This window comes from Bifidobacterium hapali (assembly GCF_002259755.1).
In the GTDB taxonomy this organism is placed as follows: domain Bacteria; phylum Actinomycetota; class Actinomycetes; order Actinomycetales; family Bifidobacteriaceae; genus Bifidobacterium; species Bifidobacterium hapali.
Genome location: NZ_MWWY01000052.1, coordinates 1 through 18,692, shown reverse-complemented (window position 1 = coordinate 18,692; position 18,692 = coordinate 1). Strand labels below are relative to the sequence as shown.

General features: G+C 53.4%; 11 protein-coding genes. 8 read left to right on the top strand and 3 right to left on the bottom strand.

Translation table 11 applies throughout. The annotated features are described in order from the left end of the window. Window positions 1-375 (bottom strand): transposase (locus BHAP_RS10930; RefSeq protein ID WP_211279740.1); only part of this gene is annotated, 375 nt, incomplete at its 3' end. A 166-nt stretch (window positions 376-541) separates the two neighbouring features. On the opposite strand from BHAP_RS10930, the gene BHAP_RS10925 reads away from it, so the two are divergent. From BHAP_RS10925 to BHAP_RS10905, 5 genes are all read left to right on the top strand, one after another. Next, on the top strand, window positions 542-3,922 hold the full coding sequence (locus tag BHAP_RS10925; RefSeq protein WP_094730692.1) for an ABC transporter permease: 3,381 nt from the start codon (window positions 542-544) through the stop codon (window positions 3,920-3,922). Window positions 3,923-3,992: 70 nt separating this feature from the next. Next, window positions 3,993-4,199, top strand: coding sequence for a hypothetical protein (locus tag BHAP_RS10920; RefSeq protein WP_094730694.1), 207 nt, complete (start codon window positions 3,993-3,995; stop codon window positions 4,197-4,199). Window positions 4,200-4,373: 174 nt separating this feature from the next. Beyond that, entirely contained in the window at window positions 4,374-5,072 is a 699-nt protein-coding gene (locus BHAP_RS10915) for a hypothetical protein (RefSeq protein WP_094730691.1), read from the top strand. Window positions 5,073-5,157: 85 nt separating this feature from the next. Beyond that, window positions 5,158-5,820 carry a hypothetical protein gene (locus BHAP_RS10910; RefSeq protein ID WP_143248805.1) on the top strand — a complete coding sequence of 221 codons (663 nt, stop codon included), beginning with the start codon at window positions 5,158-5,160 and terminating at the stop codon, window positions 5,818-5,820. Window positions 5,821-6,173: 353 nt separating this feature from the next. Next, complete coding sequence (locus BHAP_RS10905) at window positions 6,174-7,763, top strand: aminotransferase class I/II-fold pyridoxal phosphate-dependent enzyme (protein WP_094730689.1); 1,590 nt, start codon at window positions 6,174-6,176, stop codon at window positions 7,761-7,763. A 125-nt stretch (window positions 7,764-7,888) separates the two neighbouring features. On the opposite strand, the gene lepB is transcribed toward BHAP_RS10905, so the two are convergent. Beyond that, entirely contained in the window at window positions 7,889-8,560 is a 672-nt protein-coding gene (gene lepB / locus BHAP_RS10900) for a signal peptidase I (RefSeq protein ID WP_094730688.1), read from the bottom strand. 382 nt (window positions 8,561-8,942) lie between these two features. On the opposite strand from lepB, the gene BHAP_RS10895 reads away from it, so the two are divergent. The 3 genes from BHAP_RS10895 (at window position 8,943) to BHAP_RS10885 (ending at window position 17,301) form a co-directional block, all read left to right on the top strand. Further along, window positions 8,943-11,003, top strand: a complete 2,061-nt coding sequence (locus BHAP_RS10895; RefSeq protein ID WP_094730687.1) for a cation:proton antiporter — start codon at window positions 8,943-8,945, stop codon at window positions 11,001-11,003. 192 nt (window positions 11,004-11,195) lie between these two features. Continuing rightward, window positions 11,196-15,767, top strand: a complete 4,572-nt coding sequence (gene gltB, locus BHAP_RS10890; RefSeq protein ID WP_094730693.1) for a glutamate synthase large subunit — start codon at window positions 11,196-11,198, stop codon at window positions 15,765-15,767. A gap of 1 nt (window position 15,768) precedes the next feature. Next, complete coding sequence (locus BHAP_RS10885; RefSeq protein WP_094730686.1) at window positions 15,769-17,301, top strand: glutamate synthase subunit beta; 1,533 nt, start codon at window positions 15,769-15,771, stop codon at window positions 17,299-17,301. 993 nt (window positions 17,302-18,294) lie between these two features. On the opposite strand, the gene BHAP_RS10880 is transcribed toward BHAP_RS10885, so the two are convergent. Continuing rightward, window positions 18,295-18,692 (bottom strand): transposase (locus tag BHAP_RS10880; protein WP_211279739.1); only part of this gene is annotated, 398 nt, incomplete at its 5' end.

Sequence of the window (18,692 nt, the reverse complement as noted above, 5' to 3'; positions counted from 1 at the left end):
ATCACCCCACAACAATTGGCTGACATCATCAACCTGACGCGTGGACACGCCCGCCAGATACATGTCAATCAGCGCCTCCTCGACGCTCTCCTCGCGCCGCCGGTAACGCTCGATCACGGCCGACTCGAACACCGCGCCCTTCAGTTTCGGTACCTTCAGGCTCATTTTCCCGGCCTTGACGGTCAGATCACGCTTGTAATGGCCGGCCCGGTACGCCTTGCGATCCCCGCTGCGCTCGTAACGGGCGGCGCCCGTGATCTCGTCGGCCTCGGCGTCGAGCATTGCGTTCAACGTCTCCTCGACGCTTCTACGGACCATCCGGTCCAGGGTGGTCTCCAACATGGCCTGGTCGACCTGTAGAATCTGCTGTGACATGGCTTCGTGCCCTCTTTCCAATCGCGATTTGTTTTGTTTGGCGACAGAAAATCGTACACAGGACACGAGCCATGCCCTTTCATCTCAAGCCCAAGCCAAAGTGCGCAAAATTTCGGGCCTTATCCGAACATCCGATGAACATCAACGACCTGGAATGGTGATCTGTATGACCGATCTCAACGACTTTCTCACGCCGGACGATCCCGGCAGTACAACCCGTCATACCGAGTCCAAACGCAGCCGCGGCTTGACGCGCAAACGCATGTTGTGGAAAGACATCCAAGTCACGCTCACCAAATCCAAAGGACGATTCCTTTCCATCGTCAGCCTTATGACCCTCGGCTCGTTTGCACTGGTCGGCCTGTTCGTCACCGCCCCGGACATGCGCGCGGCCGGCTCCACGTTCTATGCAGATCATCATCTCGCCGACGTCACCGTCATCAGTGATTATGGATTAAGCAGTGACGACGAAACCATCATTCGCAACACCAGCGGTGTCAAAACCGCGGAATTCGGCTATTTCAAAGACGTCACCATTGCCAACAGTAACCACAGTCTGCGCGTCTATTCAGCGCCGAAACATGTATCAACCTACGCGATCGTCGAAGGGCGAATGCCAAGCAAGGTCGGCGAAATCGCATTAAACAGTGCAGAACGAAACAAATACACCATCGACAGCACCATCAAAGTCACGGAACAAGCTGATATTGCTGGTGACACCGTGCTCACCCGCACTGAATTCACTGTCGTTGGATTCGTAGACTCGAGCGAAGCGGTATCCGATCTTAATCTCGGCCAGTCGACGGCCGGCACCGGCGAACTTGACGGTTACGCGGTCGTACCTGCTGATACGTTCAACTCTGACGTCACCATGATCGGCCGTGTCATCTTCGACGATACGTCGTCGCTCGATTATTGGACCGACTCATACCGCGACCGTGTGCAAGAACGCAAGAACACACTCGTCAAACGCCTCGCCGGCCAGCCTAAGGCGCGCGAAGCGACGATACGCGAGAGTCGGCGCGAACAAATCGACAAGGCGCAACGGCAGGTCGACGACGCCAAACAGCAGCTCGTCGATGCCCAACAGCAGTTGGACGATGCCAAAGCACAAATCGAAGCAGCCAAAGACCAGCGAACCAGCAGTAGCGTGCAAGCCGTCGACCAAGCATCATCCGCACTTGCGGAACTGTCCGGAGCCACCGCACAGATTGCGTCTGCAACATCGCAGCTTACCGCAGCGCAGACGCGACTTGCTGCCGGCGCACAACAGCTCACACAAGGACAGGACCAACTCGACACGTCATGGACTCAACTGGAAGCCGCCAAAACGCAACTCGACCTTGCTCGCACCACGCTCGAAACTATCAAACCGGTTCTTGACAAGATCGATGCTCTGCTGAACAACTGGGCAAGCACTGGACTAACTGGCAATGTATACGATAGTGTCAAAGCACAATACGATATGGCAGTCGGCGCATACAACAATGCAGTCAACGAATATAACGCCAAACTGAACCAGTACAACACGGCATTGAACCAGTGGAACGACGCCGCAACAACGCTCGAACAAGGCAGCGAAGAATATCAGAAGAACGCCGTTGCTCTAGCTGAGGCAAACAATCAACTTGCCAATAAGGAAAACGAGCTCGGACAAGCCGTTTCCTCTGCTCCCGCAACAGTGGCAGACGGCGCAACCCAGCTTATCGAAGGCAGTCGTGAGCTCGAACAAGCTGAATCTGAATACGAGACCAAACTGCAAGAGTTCAATGATGCCAAGCCAGCCGCCGAGCAGAAGATCAAAGATGCCGAACACGACATCGCACTCGCCCGCGAAAAAGTCGATACGCTTGAAGTGCCCGCCTATTCGGTGGACAGCCGACGCGAAGGATTAACTTCTGAAGGCTACCGCGTGTACGAGATCATCGCGAACATTGTCGTCAAACTCGCCATGATCTTCCCCGTATTCCTCTATCTTGTCGCTGCTCTCGTCACATTTACTACTATGGGCCGCATGGTCGACGAGGAACGCACCAATTCAGGCACGCTCAAAGCGCTCGGATATGGCAACCACGATATTGTAAAGAAATTCGTCTGCTATGGTTTCGCTGCATCCACGCTCGGCACCTTCCTCGGTGTCATAGCGGGGCACACGCTGTTGCCGATGATCGTCTACCATGCCTACAGTGACGGATTCACCATGCCGCGCATCGCACTCGAATTCCATCCGGGCATCACCATCGTGGCGTTTCTACTCGCATGGGCAAGTGCCGTGATTCCGGCCATTCTTGTCTCAGTGCGCGAACTGCGCGAGAAGCCGGCCGCGCTTTTGCTGCCCAAGCCGCCGGCCAAAGGCTCAACAATTCTGCTCGAACGCATCACACCACTGTGGAATCGGCTGAACTTCACTCGCAAAGTCACCGCCCGCAACCTGTTCCGTTACAAGTCTCGTGGCTTTATGACCATCTTTGGCGTTGCCGGTGCTGTGAGCCTGCTCACTGCAGGTCTTGGCGTGCAGGCATCCATCGGGCAGATTGGCGAACGACAATTCGACGAAATCGTCCACTACGATCTGATCGTTGCCGAGCGAAGCGACAACAACGCTGAGCAACGCCAAACCGTAGCCGAATCGATGAACCGTGAAGCCGTCGCATCATCAACAGCGATCCGGTATGAAGAACTCACCATCGCGGCTGACGAGCAGCACGACAAGCAGACTATTACGCTGCTGGTCACCGATGATGCCTACAATTTCGGCGATTACCTCACGTTGCGCTCTCGCGTCGGTCATACACCGCAGGTATTGAGTGATCGTGGTGCGATCATCTCGGAACGCATGTCCGCCATGTTGGATGCGAACGTAGGAGATACCGTCACTGTTGCCGACGAGGAGGGTGCGAGCCGGTCCATACGTGTGGACGGCATCAGCGAAATGTACATCGGCCATTTCATGGTGATGACCTCCGGTGAATACGAGCATGTGTTCGATAAGGACTATCGGTCGAATGCCTATTTGGTACGGCTGAAGGACACGTCCATTGAGAACGCCGAACGGCAAGGAGCAGAATTCATGACCGTGGACGGTGTCAAGGGCGTGGTGCAGAACACTACGATGAAAAGTCAAGTGGCAACCATCGTTGACTCGCTCGACCAGATCATGGAGGTGTTGATTCTAGTGGCGGGCCTGCTCGCCGTGGTGATCTTGTACAACCTCACGAATCTCAACGTCTCCGAACGCATCCGCGAACTGTCCACCATCAAGGTGCTCGGCTTCCATTCGCGCGAAACCACCATGTATATTTACCGCGAAACGATAATACTGTCCGTCCTTGGTATTCTTGCCGGTTACGCGTTCGGCGCCGGATTACATCGGTACATCATCACCGAAGTGCCTCCGGACGAGGTGATGTTCGACCCGGCACTCGGATGGGCCGCATTCGTCGTGCCGATTATCCTGATTATCGCCGTACTTGCTGCGCTCGGCTGGATAGTCTACCGGCGGTTGCGTGACGTGGACATGCTCGCAGCCCTTAAATCAGTGGAATAACCCGTCAATCACGAACATTGCGCGCACTTTGCGAAGGTATAGACACTCATTTCTTCGCAAAATGCGCGCAATGCTCGTTGCCGCCGTTGCCAGCGCGTTGATCACGGAATTCGCCGCTTCGGCCGCGCGCTCCGGTGCGACCGCCTCCGACTCGTATCTTCAGGGCTTCGTGTCGAGCATGTGGCCGATCGCCGGCATGGCGCTCGCCGGAGTTGTGATGGCCGTGCTCATGTTCCGTTTCTCCGTCCGCCGCACACCTGAACTGACTGAGGTGTGAGTGGCGTGGCACATGGCTGAGTGGCGGGAAAGGGTTGGGTTGGTCCTGATATTCACCGCCATCTGACTTCTTACAGCGCTGACCGATGGTGCCCGGAGTTCACCGAGTTGTGTGAGATGAATTTTCGATGACGTTGATTCCTATGATGTAGTGTAGTCAATTACAGTTGGCAATATGAAAGATGATGATTTGCTGCGTTCTGTAACTGCGCACGTGCATATGGGTAAGTTTGCTATTACGGCTATCGTGACGGCAATTGTGGCAGTACTTATATTCATCGGCGCGTATGTTGCCGGAAGGATGACGGTCAATCCGGCTGATACGGCTGAGTATCAGGATGTGACAACGCGCATCGCCAATGCTAAACAGCAGACTGAAGTGAATAAGGATGCGTCACGTCAGTCTGCTGATCAGCTTAAGGAACTTCAGGAGCAGCAACAGACTGCAGATAAGCAGTTGCAAGAAGCGAAACAGGAATACGAACGGTACGTCCCTGCCGGAAGTGTTGCAGACCAGCCGTTAAAGGTTGAGTCGTTTGACGTAAACATTGTGCCAAATGAAATCGGTAGTGGAACGTATATTCATCCAAAGTTTGTGGTGCGGAACACTTCGGGACATGTCATCACAAAAATTGAGATTATTGGAGACATTGTAAAACCGGACGGAACAGTGGTTGATAGCGACCAATCAGTTTCGGCTGATGATATTCGGTTCCTTCCGGGCAAAACAGCTGTGGTTGCGAAAGAACTTATTGCTAAGGGTGCAGCAGGCGACCTGTTTCGACCGAAGCACTATTACTACCAGACGTATAGTGATAGCCAATTCAAGAACGTGCAGTTCGGCAGCGATGTGGCAGCGAAGGTGATCTCATGAGTATCGTGGATAACGATGAGAGTAAGAACAACGTGATAGACATGAATGATGCAAACAATGCGTCTGGCGTGGGGAGCAGCCCAGTTTGACTGGTACGAATGAGTCAAATGCGACGAAGATGTTTGCTTCAGTGCGGTTGAAGAATATGACAGCTGCTGTGATGTGCGTGATTGTGGTAATTGCAGTGGGCATGTTGGGCTGGAATATGGGCAAACGCTCTGTCAATGTGTTGGGCAGTGAGCAATATCAGGCTAAAGTTCAAGAGTTGAAACGTGCACAAAGTGATCTGAAGGAATCCCAGCAGGATGCCGATAGCAGTAAGCAGAAGCTTGATGAGGCTAGCAATGCTGTCTCGCAAGTTGTGAAAGAAAAAGAGCATTATCAAGACCTCGTCAAAGAGTTCTCGGCTGTTAACGGTGATGCGAATCCGCCAATTACGGTGAAAGCTGTTGGACCAGCACAATTCTCATATGGATATCACGTTTTTCAGATTACGATACACAACAACACTGCAAATACATTGTCATTCTATGAAATTCGTTACCAGTTCACTGATGATGCTGGCAACATCACTAACACGTATTTTGCAGTTAGCACTGACGGTTGCGCGCCAAATACTGACTGTGTGATTACTAGTACTACTACGTTCGATCCTACAGGTATGACGTTCACGCCGATTTCATGGGATACGGGCGCGGATGGTAACTATGGCCGTTACGGCACCGATGTTGTAACTCGTCGAATGTAGTGATTTGCCATTAGCAATGGCTTCATGCATGGATTCTCTTTTGCCTGATGTTCTCACACTGGTCTGCAGCATTCCAGATGTAGCATTCTAGACTATGTATGTGCAAAACGACGGTCTTTAAAAGAATGATTTGGTGCAAAATTTCTATGCTGTATCTTCATTTTTGTGCAAAATACCGTTCGACAATAATGGAAGAGTGAGATTCTATTCGGCGTGCCCATCGAGTTCAATTTCGTGTTCATGCGCATAACAAAAATTGAACTTGATGGGCGTTTCTTGATATGAGGTAGTGCTATGGTTTGAACCAATGAAGTTGAACTTTGAACTTTCCGTGAGCTGATTGGGGGAGTGGCATGGACAGTTTTGCGACACGGCTTACCATCGCGATGAACGCCCGTCATCTCAAACAGGTGGATATCGTACGCACTGCCCAACGTGCCGGTGTCAAACTCGGCAAAAGTCATATCAGTCAGTACGTCAGTGGCAAGACGGTACCTCGAACTGAGATTCTACATTTTCTCGCCACCACGCTTGATGTTGATGATCAGTGGCTTCTCGGTCATGACGTGCCGATGAGCGCGGCTGAATACGATGCGCGTCATCATCGTTTAGACGAATCAGATCATTTGGCATCACCACTTGCTCAAACACAACACGTGCCACTGTCATCAACCGCTACCGACGAAACATTTACCCACTCACCCATCCTCACGGAAGAAGGAATCCCCATGCGCCAGTTCCATAAATCTACCAAACTTGACAATGTGCTCTACGACGTGCGTGGCCCAGTCGTTGATGAAGCTGCTCGTATGGAAGAAGCAGGTATGCATGTGTTGAAACTCAACATTGGCAATCCTGCACCGTTTGGTTTCCGCACACCTGATGAAGTCGTGTACGATATGTCACGTCAGCTCACTGAAACGGAGGGATACTCCGCGTCCAAAGGACTCTTCTCCGCGCGCAAAGCCATCATGCAGTATGCGCAGCTCAAGAACATTCCGAACGTTGGTATTGAAGATATTTACACGGGTAACGGCGTAAGCGAACTTATCAACCTATCTATGTCTGCATTGCTTGACGATGGTGACGAAGTGCTCGTACCGAGTCCTGACTATCCGCTGTGGACCGCGTGTGTGAACCTCGCTGGCGGTACTGCCGTGCACTACACGTGCGACGAGCAGTCCGAATGGTATCCCGATATCGATGACATGCGCGCCAAAATCACCGATCGCACGGTTGCGATCGTGATTATCAACCCGAACAATCCAACTGGAGCACTTTATCCGCCTGAAGTGTTGCAGCAGATCGTCGACCTTGCTCGTGAGCATCAGCTCATGATCTTCTCTGACGAAATCTATGATCGACTCGTCATGGACGGTCTTAAGCATGTTTCCATTGCGTCAATGGCCCCTGACTTGTTCTGTGTCACGTTCTCTGGACTGTCGAAATCGCATATGATCGCCGGATACCGTGTCGGATGGATGGTGCTGTCCGGTAACAAACGCATTGCCAAGGACTATATTGAAGGACTCAATATGCTCGCTAACATGCGTATTTGCTCGAACGTGCCCGCACAGTCGATCGTGCAAACTGCACTCGGTGGGCACCAGTCCGTCAACGACTACATTGTGCCCGGCGGTCGTATTCACGATCAGCGTGACTATATTTATGAGGCCCTGAACGCGATTGACGGTGTAACCGCAGTCAAGCCGAAGGCTGCGTTCTATATTTTCCCGAAAATTGATGTCAAAAAGTTCAACGTAACCGACGACGAACAGTTTGCGCTCGATTTGCTACACGACAAGCGTATTCTGATCACACGCGGTGGCGGATTTAACTGGCAAGAGCCAGATCATTTCCGCATTGTCTACTTGCCACGTATTGAAGTGCTTAAGGATGCGGTGAGTAAGCTCTCTGATTTCTTAAGCTACTATCGCCAGTGATTGCACAGGCACTATCTCCGGTGTATTGACTGTATTTTTGGCAAGTGTCCTGTATCGTAAGTTCGTTTTCAATGTTCTGACAAGGGGAGCTGCAAATACAGCAAACGAACTTCTGACGCAGGACACTAGTGCGTTGAAGTTGAGGCTGCCGGTACTGAGTCGAACACCTCGTGATGTCCATTAAGCACATGAATGCGATTTGCCGGCCAGAACGTAAACACAGCCACGCCTTCCACATTAGACAGTGGCACTTGACCGCCGTGCGCATCGCTCTGATGTGCACGGCTGTCCGCACTACCTGAACGGTTGTCGCCCATCACCCACATCATGCCTTCGCTAATAGTGACGCTGAATGCCTGATCGGACGGATTCACACCAGTCTTCAGATATGCAGACTCGTCAATCGTCACTCCGTTGATCTTTAAGGGAGCGCCGGCCCCTTCGCAGCTGATTGTGTCACCGGGCAATCCGATCACACGCTTAATCAAATATTTCCCCTTACCAGACGTCAGCCAGTGGTCAGGATCTTTAAAGACGACAATGTCTCCACGTTGCGGCTTCATCACTTTAACTGCCGCTACACGATCCTCTAACTGAATCGTATCTAACATACTGCCTGAGGGAATCACATAGGTGCCAAGCAGAAGTACACGCACCAGCGCCACGACAACAATCGGCACAACAATCCACGGAACCCAGCTCAGCAGTTCACTGATTGCAGAGCTAGTCTCATCGTTCCTCGTACTACTTTCGTTGTCACGAACTGTACGAGTCACGTTGCTATGTTTACCTGCCATTATGTTGTCCCGTTTTCATCCAATGAAGTCATCAGTTATGCTGCAGCGTACCGCTTGCCAACTGGTTTTACACTAGTCAGAGCCGTACCTAACTCGTTCACACAATATCGAGGTAAAGAGAATATTTGGCAACAGATGCGATAAAACGTTAGTAAATCGTTAAAGACATGCCGCTAAATTGGAAAAAGTTCATATGTCTTTTGTTAGTGCCGCGGTCAATATAACGGTACAACTCATATCATGAGCTATTGAAAGGGTCTCTACAGTGGTCACCTGCGGGTTCCGCTACGAAGAATCGCTGTACATACAGCTGGATACGTGACGGCAGTAGATAGCGTAACACTGTGTCCGCACGCATTAGGCCCAAAAAGGAGACTGTACGATGGCGACTGCAATACTCGTCACGGAAATACTGTTCGCAATACTGATCTCCTCATTCCTCAGCCGATTCTTACCTAAAATTTCCACGCCGCTTATTCAAATAGCATTCGGTATCGCGTGGTATTTCACCCCATCTTTGCAGAACATTCAGTTTGAACCGGACATGTTCATGCTGTTGTTCATCGTGCCTCTGTTTTATCTTGAAGCGCGCAACATTGATCGTAAAGCGCTAAGCCGCGATCTTGGCCTGTCTATGTCGCTCGCAGTCGGCCTTGTACTTGTGACAATGGCGGTTAGCGGCGCGGCTTTGCATGCAGTGTGGCCGGCAATTCCGATGATGGCAGCTGTGGCGATGGGCGCGGTGATCAGCCCGACTGACGCTGTATCGGTTGCTCAACTTGGCGGTGTGGTCAAGCTCACTGACCGTCAACAGTCAGTCTTACAAAGCGAGAGTTTGCTGAACGATCCGGTGAGCCTTGTTGGATTTCAAACAATGCTTGTGGCGCTCGCTACCGGACGCTTTTCGCCAGTAGGATTCGGCTCGCAGGTGATCGCGAGTTTTATTCTCGGTACGGCGATCGGAGCTGCGGTCGGATGGGCGTTTGACCGCGTGGTACTCATGTTGCGGCGGCACAATCTCGAAGATGTTACCACGCGTATGCTTATGGAGATTTTCCTACCGTTTGGCGTGTACCTACTCTCTGAACGCATTGGTATCTCTGGGCTGCTTGCAGTAGTTGCATGCGGCGTGGTGATCACATTCCCTCACACTGGTGTGGGCGGTGACGTGGCACGCGTCAACCTCGTGTCAAATTCCGTATGGCATTTCGTTGACTTTACGCTCAACGGCGTAGTGTTCGTACTCCTCGGTATTGAACTACCTATTGCTATGTGGGCAATTTGGGAAGACCCGCGCGTCAATTTGTGGGCGATGATCGGTCTCGTACTGTTACTGACCGTACTGACATTGGTATTGCGTTTCGCTTGGTGCGCGGCGACGTTGCGACTTGCGAAAGATCTCGTTACTGGATTGCGGCGTAGGATGACGCCGGAACGTTGGCATTCCGCTATCGTAATGACGTTCGGCGGTCCGAAAGGCGCTATATCGCTGGCAATGGCATTCTCACTGCCGTATTCGATTGATAATGGGGCATCGGTGCCGGTGCGCAATATTATCCTGTTTATTGTTTCCGGCTATATCGTGCTTTCTATTGTCATATCGAACGTTATGCTTCCGCTGTTGTCTCCTAAACCGGAAGATACCTCGCGTGAAGAGTGGGCACGTCGTGATATTGAAATGTTGCGTCGTACGATCGCGAAAATCGTGGACAATGAAACTCCCGCAACCCATGCTGCTGTTACGAAAGTATTGAAAAGCTACAATGATCGTATTGGACGCGTTGAAGCAAATATTTCCGGTTCTTCGCCTCGTGAAGCTAACGAACTGCGTATTCGTACCTTGAGATGGGAACGTGATTGGCTGCGTGATGCAATCGTTTCGCGTGAAGGCATCGCTCATCCTGATGAAGAGACGATTATGCAGCTTGAAGGAGCGCGCTCCTTGTATGAGCATATCGAAAGTGTGCTCGCAAGGATGGAGCCCGGAGTTGATGGTCGTCGCGGACGCGGATTGTCGTTCCGTGTTGCCAAACTACGCCGTCGGTTCATGCCAGTGATGCGCCGATTCTGGGAAGGGGTTGCACGTCACACGCCGGGACTTGAAGCGGAACGCACTAAAGCAATTCGCGCGGTGCAAGTGCCTTTGTATAACGACATTATTGATCGACTGCAAGATCTCATGCTCGATCACGTCTACGATGCTGAGCTGGTTGCTGAATTACTTATCGAATATCGCAAAGGACTGAACCAGATTCTCGACACATCGATGTCACCTATGCCTGCGGTTGACGAATCAACGATTGATGCTGTGCGTAACGATGCTATGCGTATGGAACTTGATACCATTCGTGAAATGCTCGAAAACAAGGAGATCACTCGCGAAGATGCGCGCCTTATGCGCTCGAACGTTCATCTTATGCAAGCTGAATCCGCAATGATTTAAGTAGATCGCAACACGACGCAGTCACAACCATCAACTGGGAATAAACTAGAATTTAGGTATTGACAAATTCCGCTATTCGGTATATGGACGGTGAAACGTGTATGACACGAGCGAGCGGTAGTCTGTCTACGCATTACCTAAAGAACCGCAGAATCCCAGTGGCTCTGCCAAAACGATATGAAGGTGGTTTCGGTGACTTTCCACGCCCCGCTCAACTTGAGCATTCATCCATCACAAGGTCTGTACGACCCAGGTAGTGAACACGACGCCTGCGGCGTCGGTATGGTCACCACGCTCAACAAGCGCCCCGAACGCAAGATTATTGACGATGCGATCGAGGTGCTCGTCAACCTCAACCATCGTGGTGCTGTTGGTGCCGAGGAAAACACTGGCGACGGCGCAGGCATTTTGATGAGCATGCCTGATGAGTTCATGCGCGCTACTGCCGGTGTTGAACTGCCTGAAGCTGGACACTATGCAGCCGGCATTGCATTCCTTGATCGAGATATCGCCACTTCCGGCCAGCAAGAGCAGGCCATCGCCAACATTGTGCGAGAAGAAGGACTTGAGGTCCTCGCATGGCGTGTCGTGCCCACCAATCCGGATGGTCTAGGTCTGCAAGCACTCGCTTCGATGCCGAGCTTCAAGACACTCATTGTTGCTGATCCAGACGGTGAGCTCGCTGGCATCGATCTCGACCGTAAGACGTTCCGCATTCGCAAGCGCGTTGAACACGAAGTGGGTATCTATTTCGCATCGCTGTCTGCTCGTACGATCACGTACAAGGGCATGCTCACCACGATGCAGCTCACCCCGTTCTTCCCGGACCTGAGTAATCCGGCTATGAAGGCTACGATCGCAATCGTACATTCGCGTTTCTCTACGAATACGTTCCCGAGCTGGCCGCTTGCTCAGCCGTTCCGACTGCTGGCACATAACGGTGAGATCAACACGATTCAAGGCAACCGCAACTGGCTGTCTGCTCGTGAAGGCCGTTTGAGCTCGCAGCTGCTGGGCGAGTTCAAACCGCTTCTGCCGATCACTACGCCCGGTTACTCAGATTCCGGTACGTTTGACGAGTGCCTTGAACTCCTGCATCTCGCCGGACGCTCACTGCCGCACGCAATTTCGATGATGTTGCCGCCGGCATGGGAGAACAATGATCAGCTTGACCCGGATGTGCGCGCATTCTACGAATACAACAACACGCTGATCGAACCGTGGGATGGCCCGGCTGACATTATCTTTACCGATGGTACGCAGGTTGGTGCTCTGCTCGACCGTAACGGTTTCCGCCCTGGCCGCTGGCAGCTGACCGACGACGGCTATCTGGTGCTTGCTTCCGAGGCGGGCGTATTGCCGGAAATCGATGATGCGCATGTGGTGTCTAAGGGCCGGCTGGAGCCGGGCAAGATGTTCCTTGTGGACACTGCCGAAGGCCGTATCATCCCCGATGAGGAGATCAAGAAGAGTCTTGCCTCTCAGCATCCGTATCGTCAGTGGGTTGAAGGTAACTCGGTTGAAATGAGTGACCTGCCTCAGCGTGAGCATGTAAGCCACTCCGGCCAGTCTGTGCAACGCCGTCAGCGCGCGTTCGGCTACACCGAAGAGGATTTGAAACTGTTGCTCGCGCCGATGGCGAACACTGGTAAGGAACCGCTCGGTTCGATGGGTAACGACAACCCGCTGCCGGTGCTTTCCAAGCGCAGCCGCATGCTGTTCGACTACTTCCACCAGAAGTTCGCGCAGGTCACCAACCCGCCGCTCGACTGGGAGCGTGAAGAGATTGTCACCTCGCTTGAATCAGCGATCGGCCCTGAGCCGAACCTGCTTGAGGACAGCGAACTGCACGCGAAGAAGATTTTGATTCCGCTGCCGGTTATTAACTCTGACGAGATGGCTCAGCTCAAGCGTCTCGACAAAGCTAAGGTGCTCGGCGGCTACTATCGTCCGTTCGTCGTTAAGGGTCTCTATCAAGTTGCCGGTGGTGGCAAGGCGCTCGAAGAGCGTCTCGAAGAGATTTTCGTTGAAGTTGATGATGCAATTGCGAACGGTAGCAACTTCATTGTGCTGTCCGATCGTGATTCAAACCATACGTGGGGTCCGATTCCGTCGCTGCTGCTCACGAGTGCGGTGCAGCATCATTTGCTGCGTCGTCACACGCGTACGCAGATTTCGATGGCAGTCGAAGCTGGCGATGTGCGCGAAATTCACCATGTTGCACTGCTTATCGCGTACGGTGCGGCCTGCGTGAACCCGTACCTTGCGTTTGAATCTGTCGAAAATCTTGCTCGTACCGGTTATCTCAAGGTCGATGCGCCTACTGCAGTGAAGAATCTCACCAAGGCATTGTCGATCGGCGTGCTCAAGATCATGGCAAAGATGGGTGTTTCCACGATTATGAGCTACCGTGGTGCGCAACTGTTTGAAGCCGTGGGCCTGAGCAAGGATACGGTCGACAAGTACTTTACTGGCACTGTTTCGCAGGTCGGTGGTGTTGGACTTGACGAGATTGCTGAAGAAGTCGCGATTCGTCACCGTGTCGCCTATCCAAACCAGTGGACCGCATTCCCGCACATGAATCTCGAAACCGGCGGCGAATACAAATGGCGTCGTACCGGTGAAGATCATCTCAACGATCCTGAGGCGATCTTCCTGCTGCAGCAGTCCACCGCGCGCGGCGACTACCAGATGTTTAAGAAGTATTCGTCGCATATCAACGACACGTCAAACCGTATTATGACGTTGCGCGGCCTGATGAAGTTCAAGCACGATCGTAAGTCGGTTGATATCAGCGAAGTTGAACCGGCGTCCGAGATCGTCAAGCGTTTCTCCACTGGTGCGATGAGCTACGGTTCCATCTCGCAAGAAGCGCATGAAACGCTCGCGATTGCTATGAACACGCTCGGCGCGCGCTCCAACTCCGGTGAAGGCGGCGAATCTGACGATCGTATTACCGATCCGCTGCGCTACAGTCGTATCAAGCAGATCGCTTCGGCGCGTTTCGGTGTCACTTCTGACTACCTCGTGCACGCCACCGATTTGCAGATCAAGCTCGCACAGGGCGCTAAGCCCGGTGAGGGTGGCCATCTGCCAGGCGCGAAGGTCCCGCCGTGGATTGCTAAGGTTCGTCACGCGACCCCGGGCGTGGAACTCATTTCCCCACCGCCTCACCACGATATTTACTCGATCGAGGATTTGAAGCAGCTGATCAACGACGCGAAGATGGCGAACCCGAAGGCGCGCATTCACGTCAAGCTTGTTTCCGAGTTCGGTGTCGGTACGATTGCGGCCGGCGTGGCCAAGTGCCATGCCGACGTAGTGCTGATTTCCGGCTACGACGGCGGCACCGGCGCGGCGCCGCTCAACGCGATTCGTCACGCGGGTACCCCGTGGGAGATTGGCTTGAGTGAAACGCAGCAGACGCTGATTTTGAACGGCTTGCGTTCTCGCATCGTTGTGCAGTGCGATGGTGAGCTTAAGACTGGCCGTGACGTGGTGATCGCTGCGCTGCTCGGTGCTGAGGAATTCGGCTTCGCGACCGCGGCGTTGATTGTCGAAGGCTGTGTCATGATGCGCGCTTGCCAGAAGAACACTTGCCCGCAAGGCATTGCTACGCAGGACCCGGAACTTCGCGCCCGCTTCCGCGGCAAGCCTGAATCGGTCATCAACTTCTTCATGTACATCGCCGAGGAAGTGCGCGAGATTCTCGCTGAACTTGGCTTCCACTCAATTGAAGAAGCTGTAGGCCATGTCGAATGCCTTGATCAGAACGAGGCTATTAAGCGTTGGAAGGCCGATGGCATCGACCTGACCAATGTGCTCATGCAGCCCGGCCCAGTTCCAGGCACGATTCTGCACAACACTGAGCCGCAGAATCACGAGCTGGAGAAGGCGCTCGACAATAAGCTCATCGAACTTGCTGAGCCTGCGCTTGAACGTCGTGAGCCAGTCACAATCGATATGCCGATTCGTAACGTCAACCGTACGCTCGGCACGATGGTCGGCTACGAGATCACGCGTCGCTATGGTGCCGAAGGACTGCCGGACAACACGATTGACATGACCTTCCACGGTGCTGGCGGCCAGTCTATCGGTGCGTTCATTCCGAGCGGCGAAACGATTCGCGTGATCGGTGAAGTCAACGACTACGCCGGTAAAGGCTTGTCTGGTGGTCGTCTGATCGTGCGTCCGAATGCGGATGTCACCTTCAACCCGCATGAGAATGTGATTGCCGGTAACGTGACTGGTTTCGGCGCGACCTCCGGTCAAATGTTCGTCGCTGGACGCGCAGGCGAGCGATTCGCTGTGCGTAACTCCGGTGCGACGTTTGTAGTCGAAGGCGTGGGCGATCACGGCTGCGAATACATGACCGGCGGTACGGTTGTCGTGCTTGGTCCGACTGGCCGCAACTTCGGTGCTGGCTTCTCCGGCGGCAACACGTACGTCCTCGACCTCGACATGAAGCAGGTCAATCCTGAAGGTCGCGATAGTGGTGCACTCTTGTTCCAGCCGCTTGATGAGACAACTGAGCCGATCGTGCGCGCGCTCGTTGAACAGCACGCTAAGGAAACTGGTTCTGCATTTGCTGCTGAGTTGCTTGCCAACTGGGATGAGAACGTGCTGCGCTTCACTCGCGTAGTGCCCGAACATTATCTGGCTATGACCGAGGCCATGAAGAAGGCCGAGGAAGACAATATTGATTTCAATGCGCCCGGTGCCTGGGAACAGGTGTACGAGCATGTGATGGAAGGAGCGCACTGATATGGGAGATCCTCGTGGATTCCTGAAGGTCCGTACCCGTCGGGAGCTCGCCGAGCGTCCGGTCGCCGAACGTATCAAGGACTGGCTTGACGTGCACGCCGAGTCCGGTCTGCAACCGTGGACGACTGCACAGGCGGCGCGTTGCATGGACTGTGGTACTCCGTTCTGCATGACTGGATGCCCGCTGGGCAATATCATTCCTGAATTCAACGATCTCGTACGTCAGGAAAAGTGGGAGGACGCTTACAATCGTCTGTCTACCACAAATAATTTCCCTGAAGTGACGGGTCGTATCTGCCCGGCTCTGTGCGAGCAGGCGTGTGTGCTTGGCATTCACCAGCCGCCGACCATGATCAAGAATGACGAGTGTACGATCATCGATCAGGCATGGGATCTTGACTATGTCAAGCCTTTGCCGCCGCAGCGTTTAACTGATCAGACTGTTGCCGTTGTCGGTTCTGGTCCTGCTGGCCTTGCCTGCGCGCAGCAGCTGACTCGCGCTGGTCACACGGTTGTTGTGTACGAGCGTGACGATGCGATCGGTGGTCTGATGCGCTACGGTATTCCGAACTTCAAGCTCGACAAGCGACTGCTCGACCGACGCGTCAAGCAGATGGAAGCTGAGGGTACTCGCTTCCGCACTGGCGTGGAGATTGGCAAGGACATCACGTGGGACGATTTGCGTTCCCGTTATGATGCTGTGGTTGTGGCTATCGGTTCTCGTGTGCCGCGTGATATGAAGCTGCCTGGCCGTGAATTGAAAGGCATTCATTTCGCGATGGACTTCCTGCCGGATGCGACCCGTCGCGTTTACGGTGTGAAGCCGGTCAATGACATTACTGCTAAGGACAAGCATGTCATTGTCATCGGCGGTGGCGACACCGGCTCCGACTGCCTCGGTACGTCCATCCGTCAGGGGGCGAAGGATGTCACGGTTCTGCAGATCATGCCGAAGGAGCCGAGTTCACGCCCTGATAACCAGCCGTGGCCAACGTTCGCGCGACTCTACCAGAAGACTTCCTCGATGGAGGAGGGCGGCACCTACATGTACAGCACGGACTCGGTGAACTTCATTGGTTCTGAAGAGGAACAGGCGAAGGTGCATGTCGAGAACTCGACTGCCACAGAAGGTTTCATCGCCGACGAGAACGGTCATGTGACCGGTCTGCGCGTGGTAGACGTGGCACCGGGGGAGAACGGTCCGTTCACCCGCCAGCCCGGTACTGAGCGTGTACTGCCCGCCGATCTGGTGCTCATCTCGGTCGGCTTCCTGCACCCAGACACCACTACGCTGGTTGACCAGTTGCCGGTTGAACTCGACAAGCGCGGTAACGTGGCGCGCAACGACAAGTTCGCCACGTCGCAGGACGGCGTGTTCGTCGCCGGTGATGCCGGCCGCGGCCAGAGCCTTGTCGTGTGGGCGATCTCAGAAGGACGCTCCTGCGCCGCCGCCGTGGACGAATACCTGACCGGTACTACTGAACTGCCCGCACCAATCGTCGCCTCGCAGCGTCCAATGATGCTGCCTCGCTGACGATTGACAGCGATGGCCCGCTTGCTCCCGTACTCTGTACTCTGTGGCAGGCGGGCCATTTCGTATCCTGCATCGCTCCCTCTCTTGTGAAAGTCAGCGCGGACTGGGGGATATGGCTCTTGTGCACATTTCAACGTGTGCATGAGTGTACGGGCTACAGGCAGGTGTCTAGCTTGTCTTGGTCACGCTGAGTGCGATGCTGTGTTGCCGATGGAGACTTTCTCGCATAAAACTCTTGCACATGTTGTGTGATGAGCTTGAAGGATAATGTCCATTCGTATGAGGCAATGAAGCGTAGTTGCCAGCTTAAACGTCATAACATGATACTTACGAGATGATTCGCATGAGTATATAATTGAGGAGTGGATGTAGTCTAATGCAAAGAGGATTAGATTACATCCGTTCCCACAATCAAGGAGAAGATCATGAAAAGCAAGGTTGCTTTCATAGCTTCCGTCGCGGCAGTGTTGCTGGCGATTACACGTGTTGAAAGCAAAAGTGTATCTAAGGTTTCCACTCCCTGCTTCGCGTGAATGGGACAAGTGCACTGATTTGAGATCGCATAGCCCTCTCTCAACATGAAAGGTTGAAAAATGAATCTGAGAAAATGGCAAGCACTGTACTATTCACTGATTGTATTGGGAATGGTTCTGTTCATCATCGCGATTCTCGTTGATGAACGATTGACGGTTATCTTCGGATTCGCGGGATTGGCAAGCGCAATCGGTGGTTTCATTCTTCAGTTTATCGTTTGGAAATGCCCTCATTGTGAAAAGCGTCTTCCTACTACTGGTACCCTTGGTATGGACCATTGCCCATACTGTGGGAATAATTTATTCTAATAAATAAGGTAAGGCTCGTTTATATGTATATCCGATAAGCGAGCCACTTTTATTTGTCTAAATAAATGGAACATTCACTCGCATTTCAACGCATGATGGTAGTGCCCGGATTCTTGCGCACTTTGGTCTTCGCCCGGCTCTGCGACGATGATCAGTTCGCTACTGGTACGCTCTCACCGAGCCGGGACATGTCGAGGTAACGGCGCGTCGACCACTCGTTCGAGGTCACGTAGCGGACGCGCGCGCAGACGAGCATCAACGCGCTCCGCCCGTCCGGAAACGAGCCGACCACGCGCGTGCGTCGCCTGATCTCGCGGTTCAATCGTTCGATCATGTTGTTCGTACGGATGCGCCGGCGATGTTCCCTCGGATAGTCGTCGAGCAGGTAGGTCGTCGTCTCGCTAATGCCTTCGCGCAGGCATTTGGCAGCCTCTCTGAGCTTCCTTGTCTCCAGTTCCTTGGCGACGGATTCCGCCTTCTCCAACGCCTTGTCGCGTGATTCCATAGCAAACACGGCCTTAAGCGCGTCCGCAGCCCACTCCCGGTTTC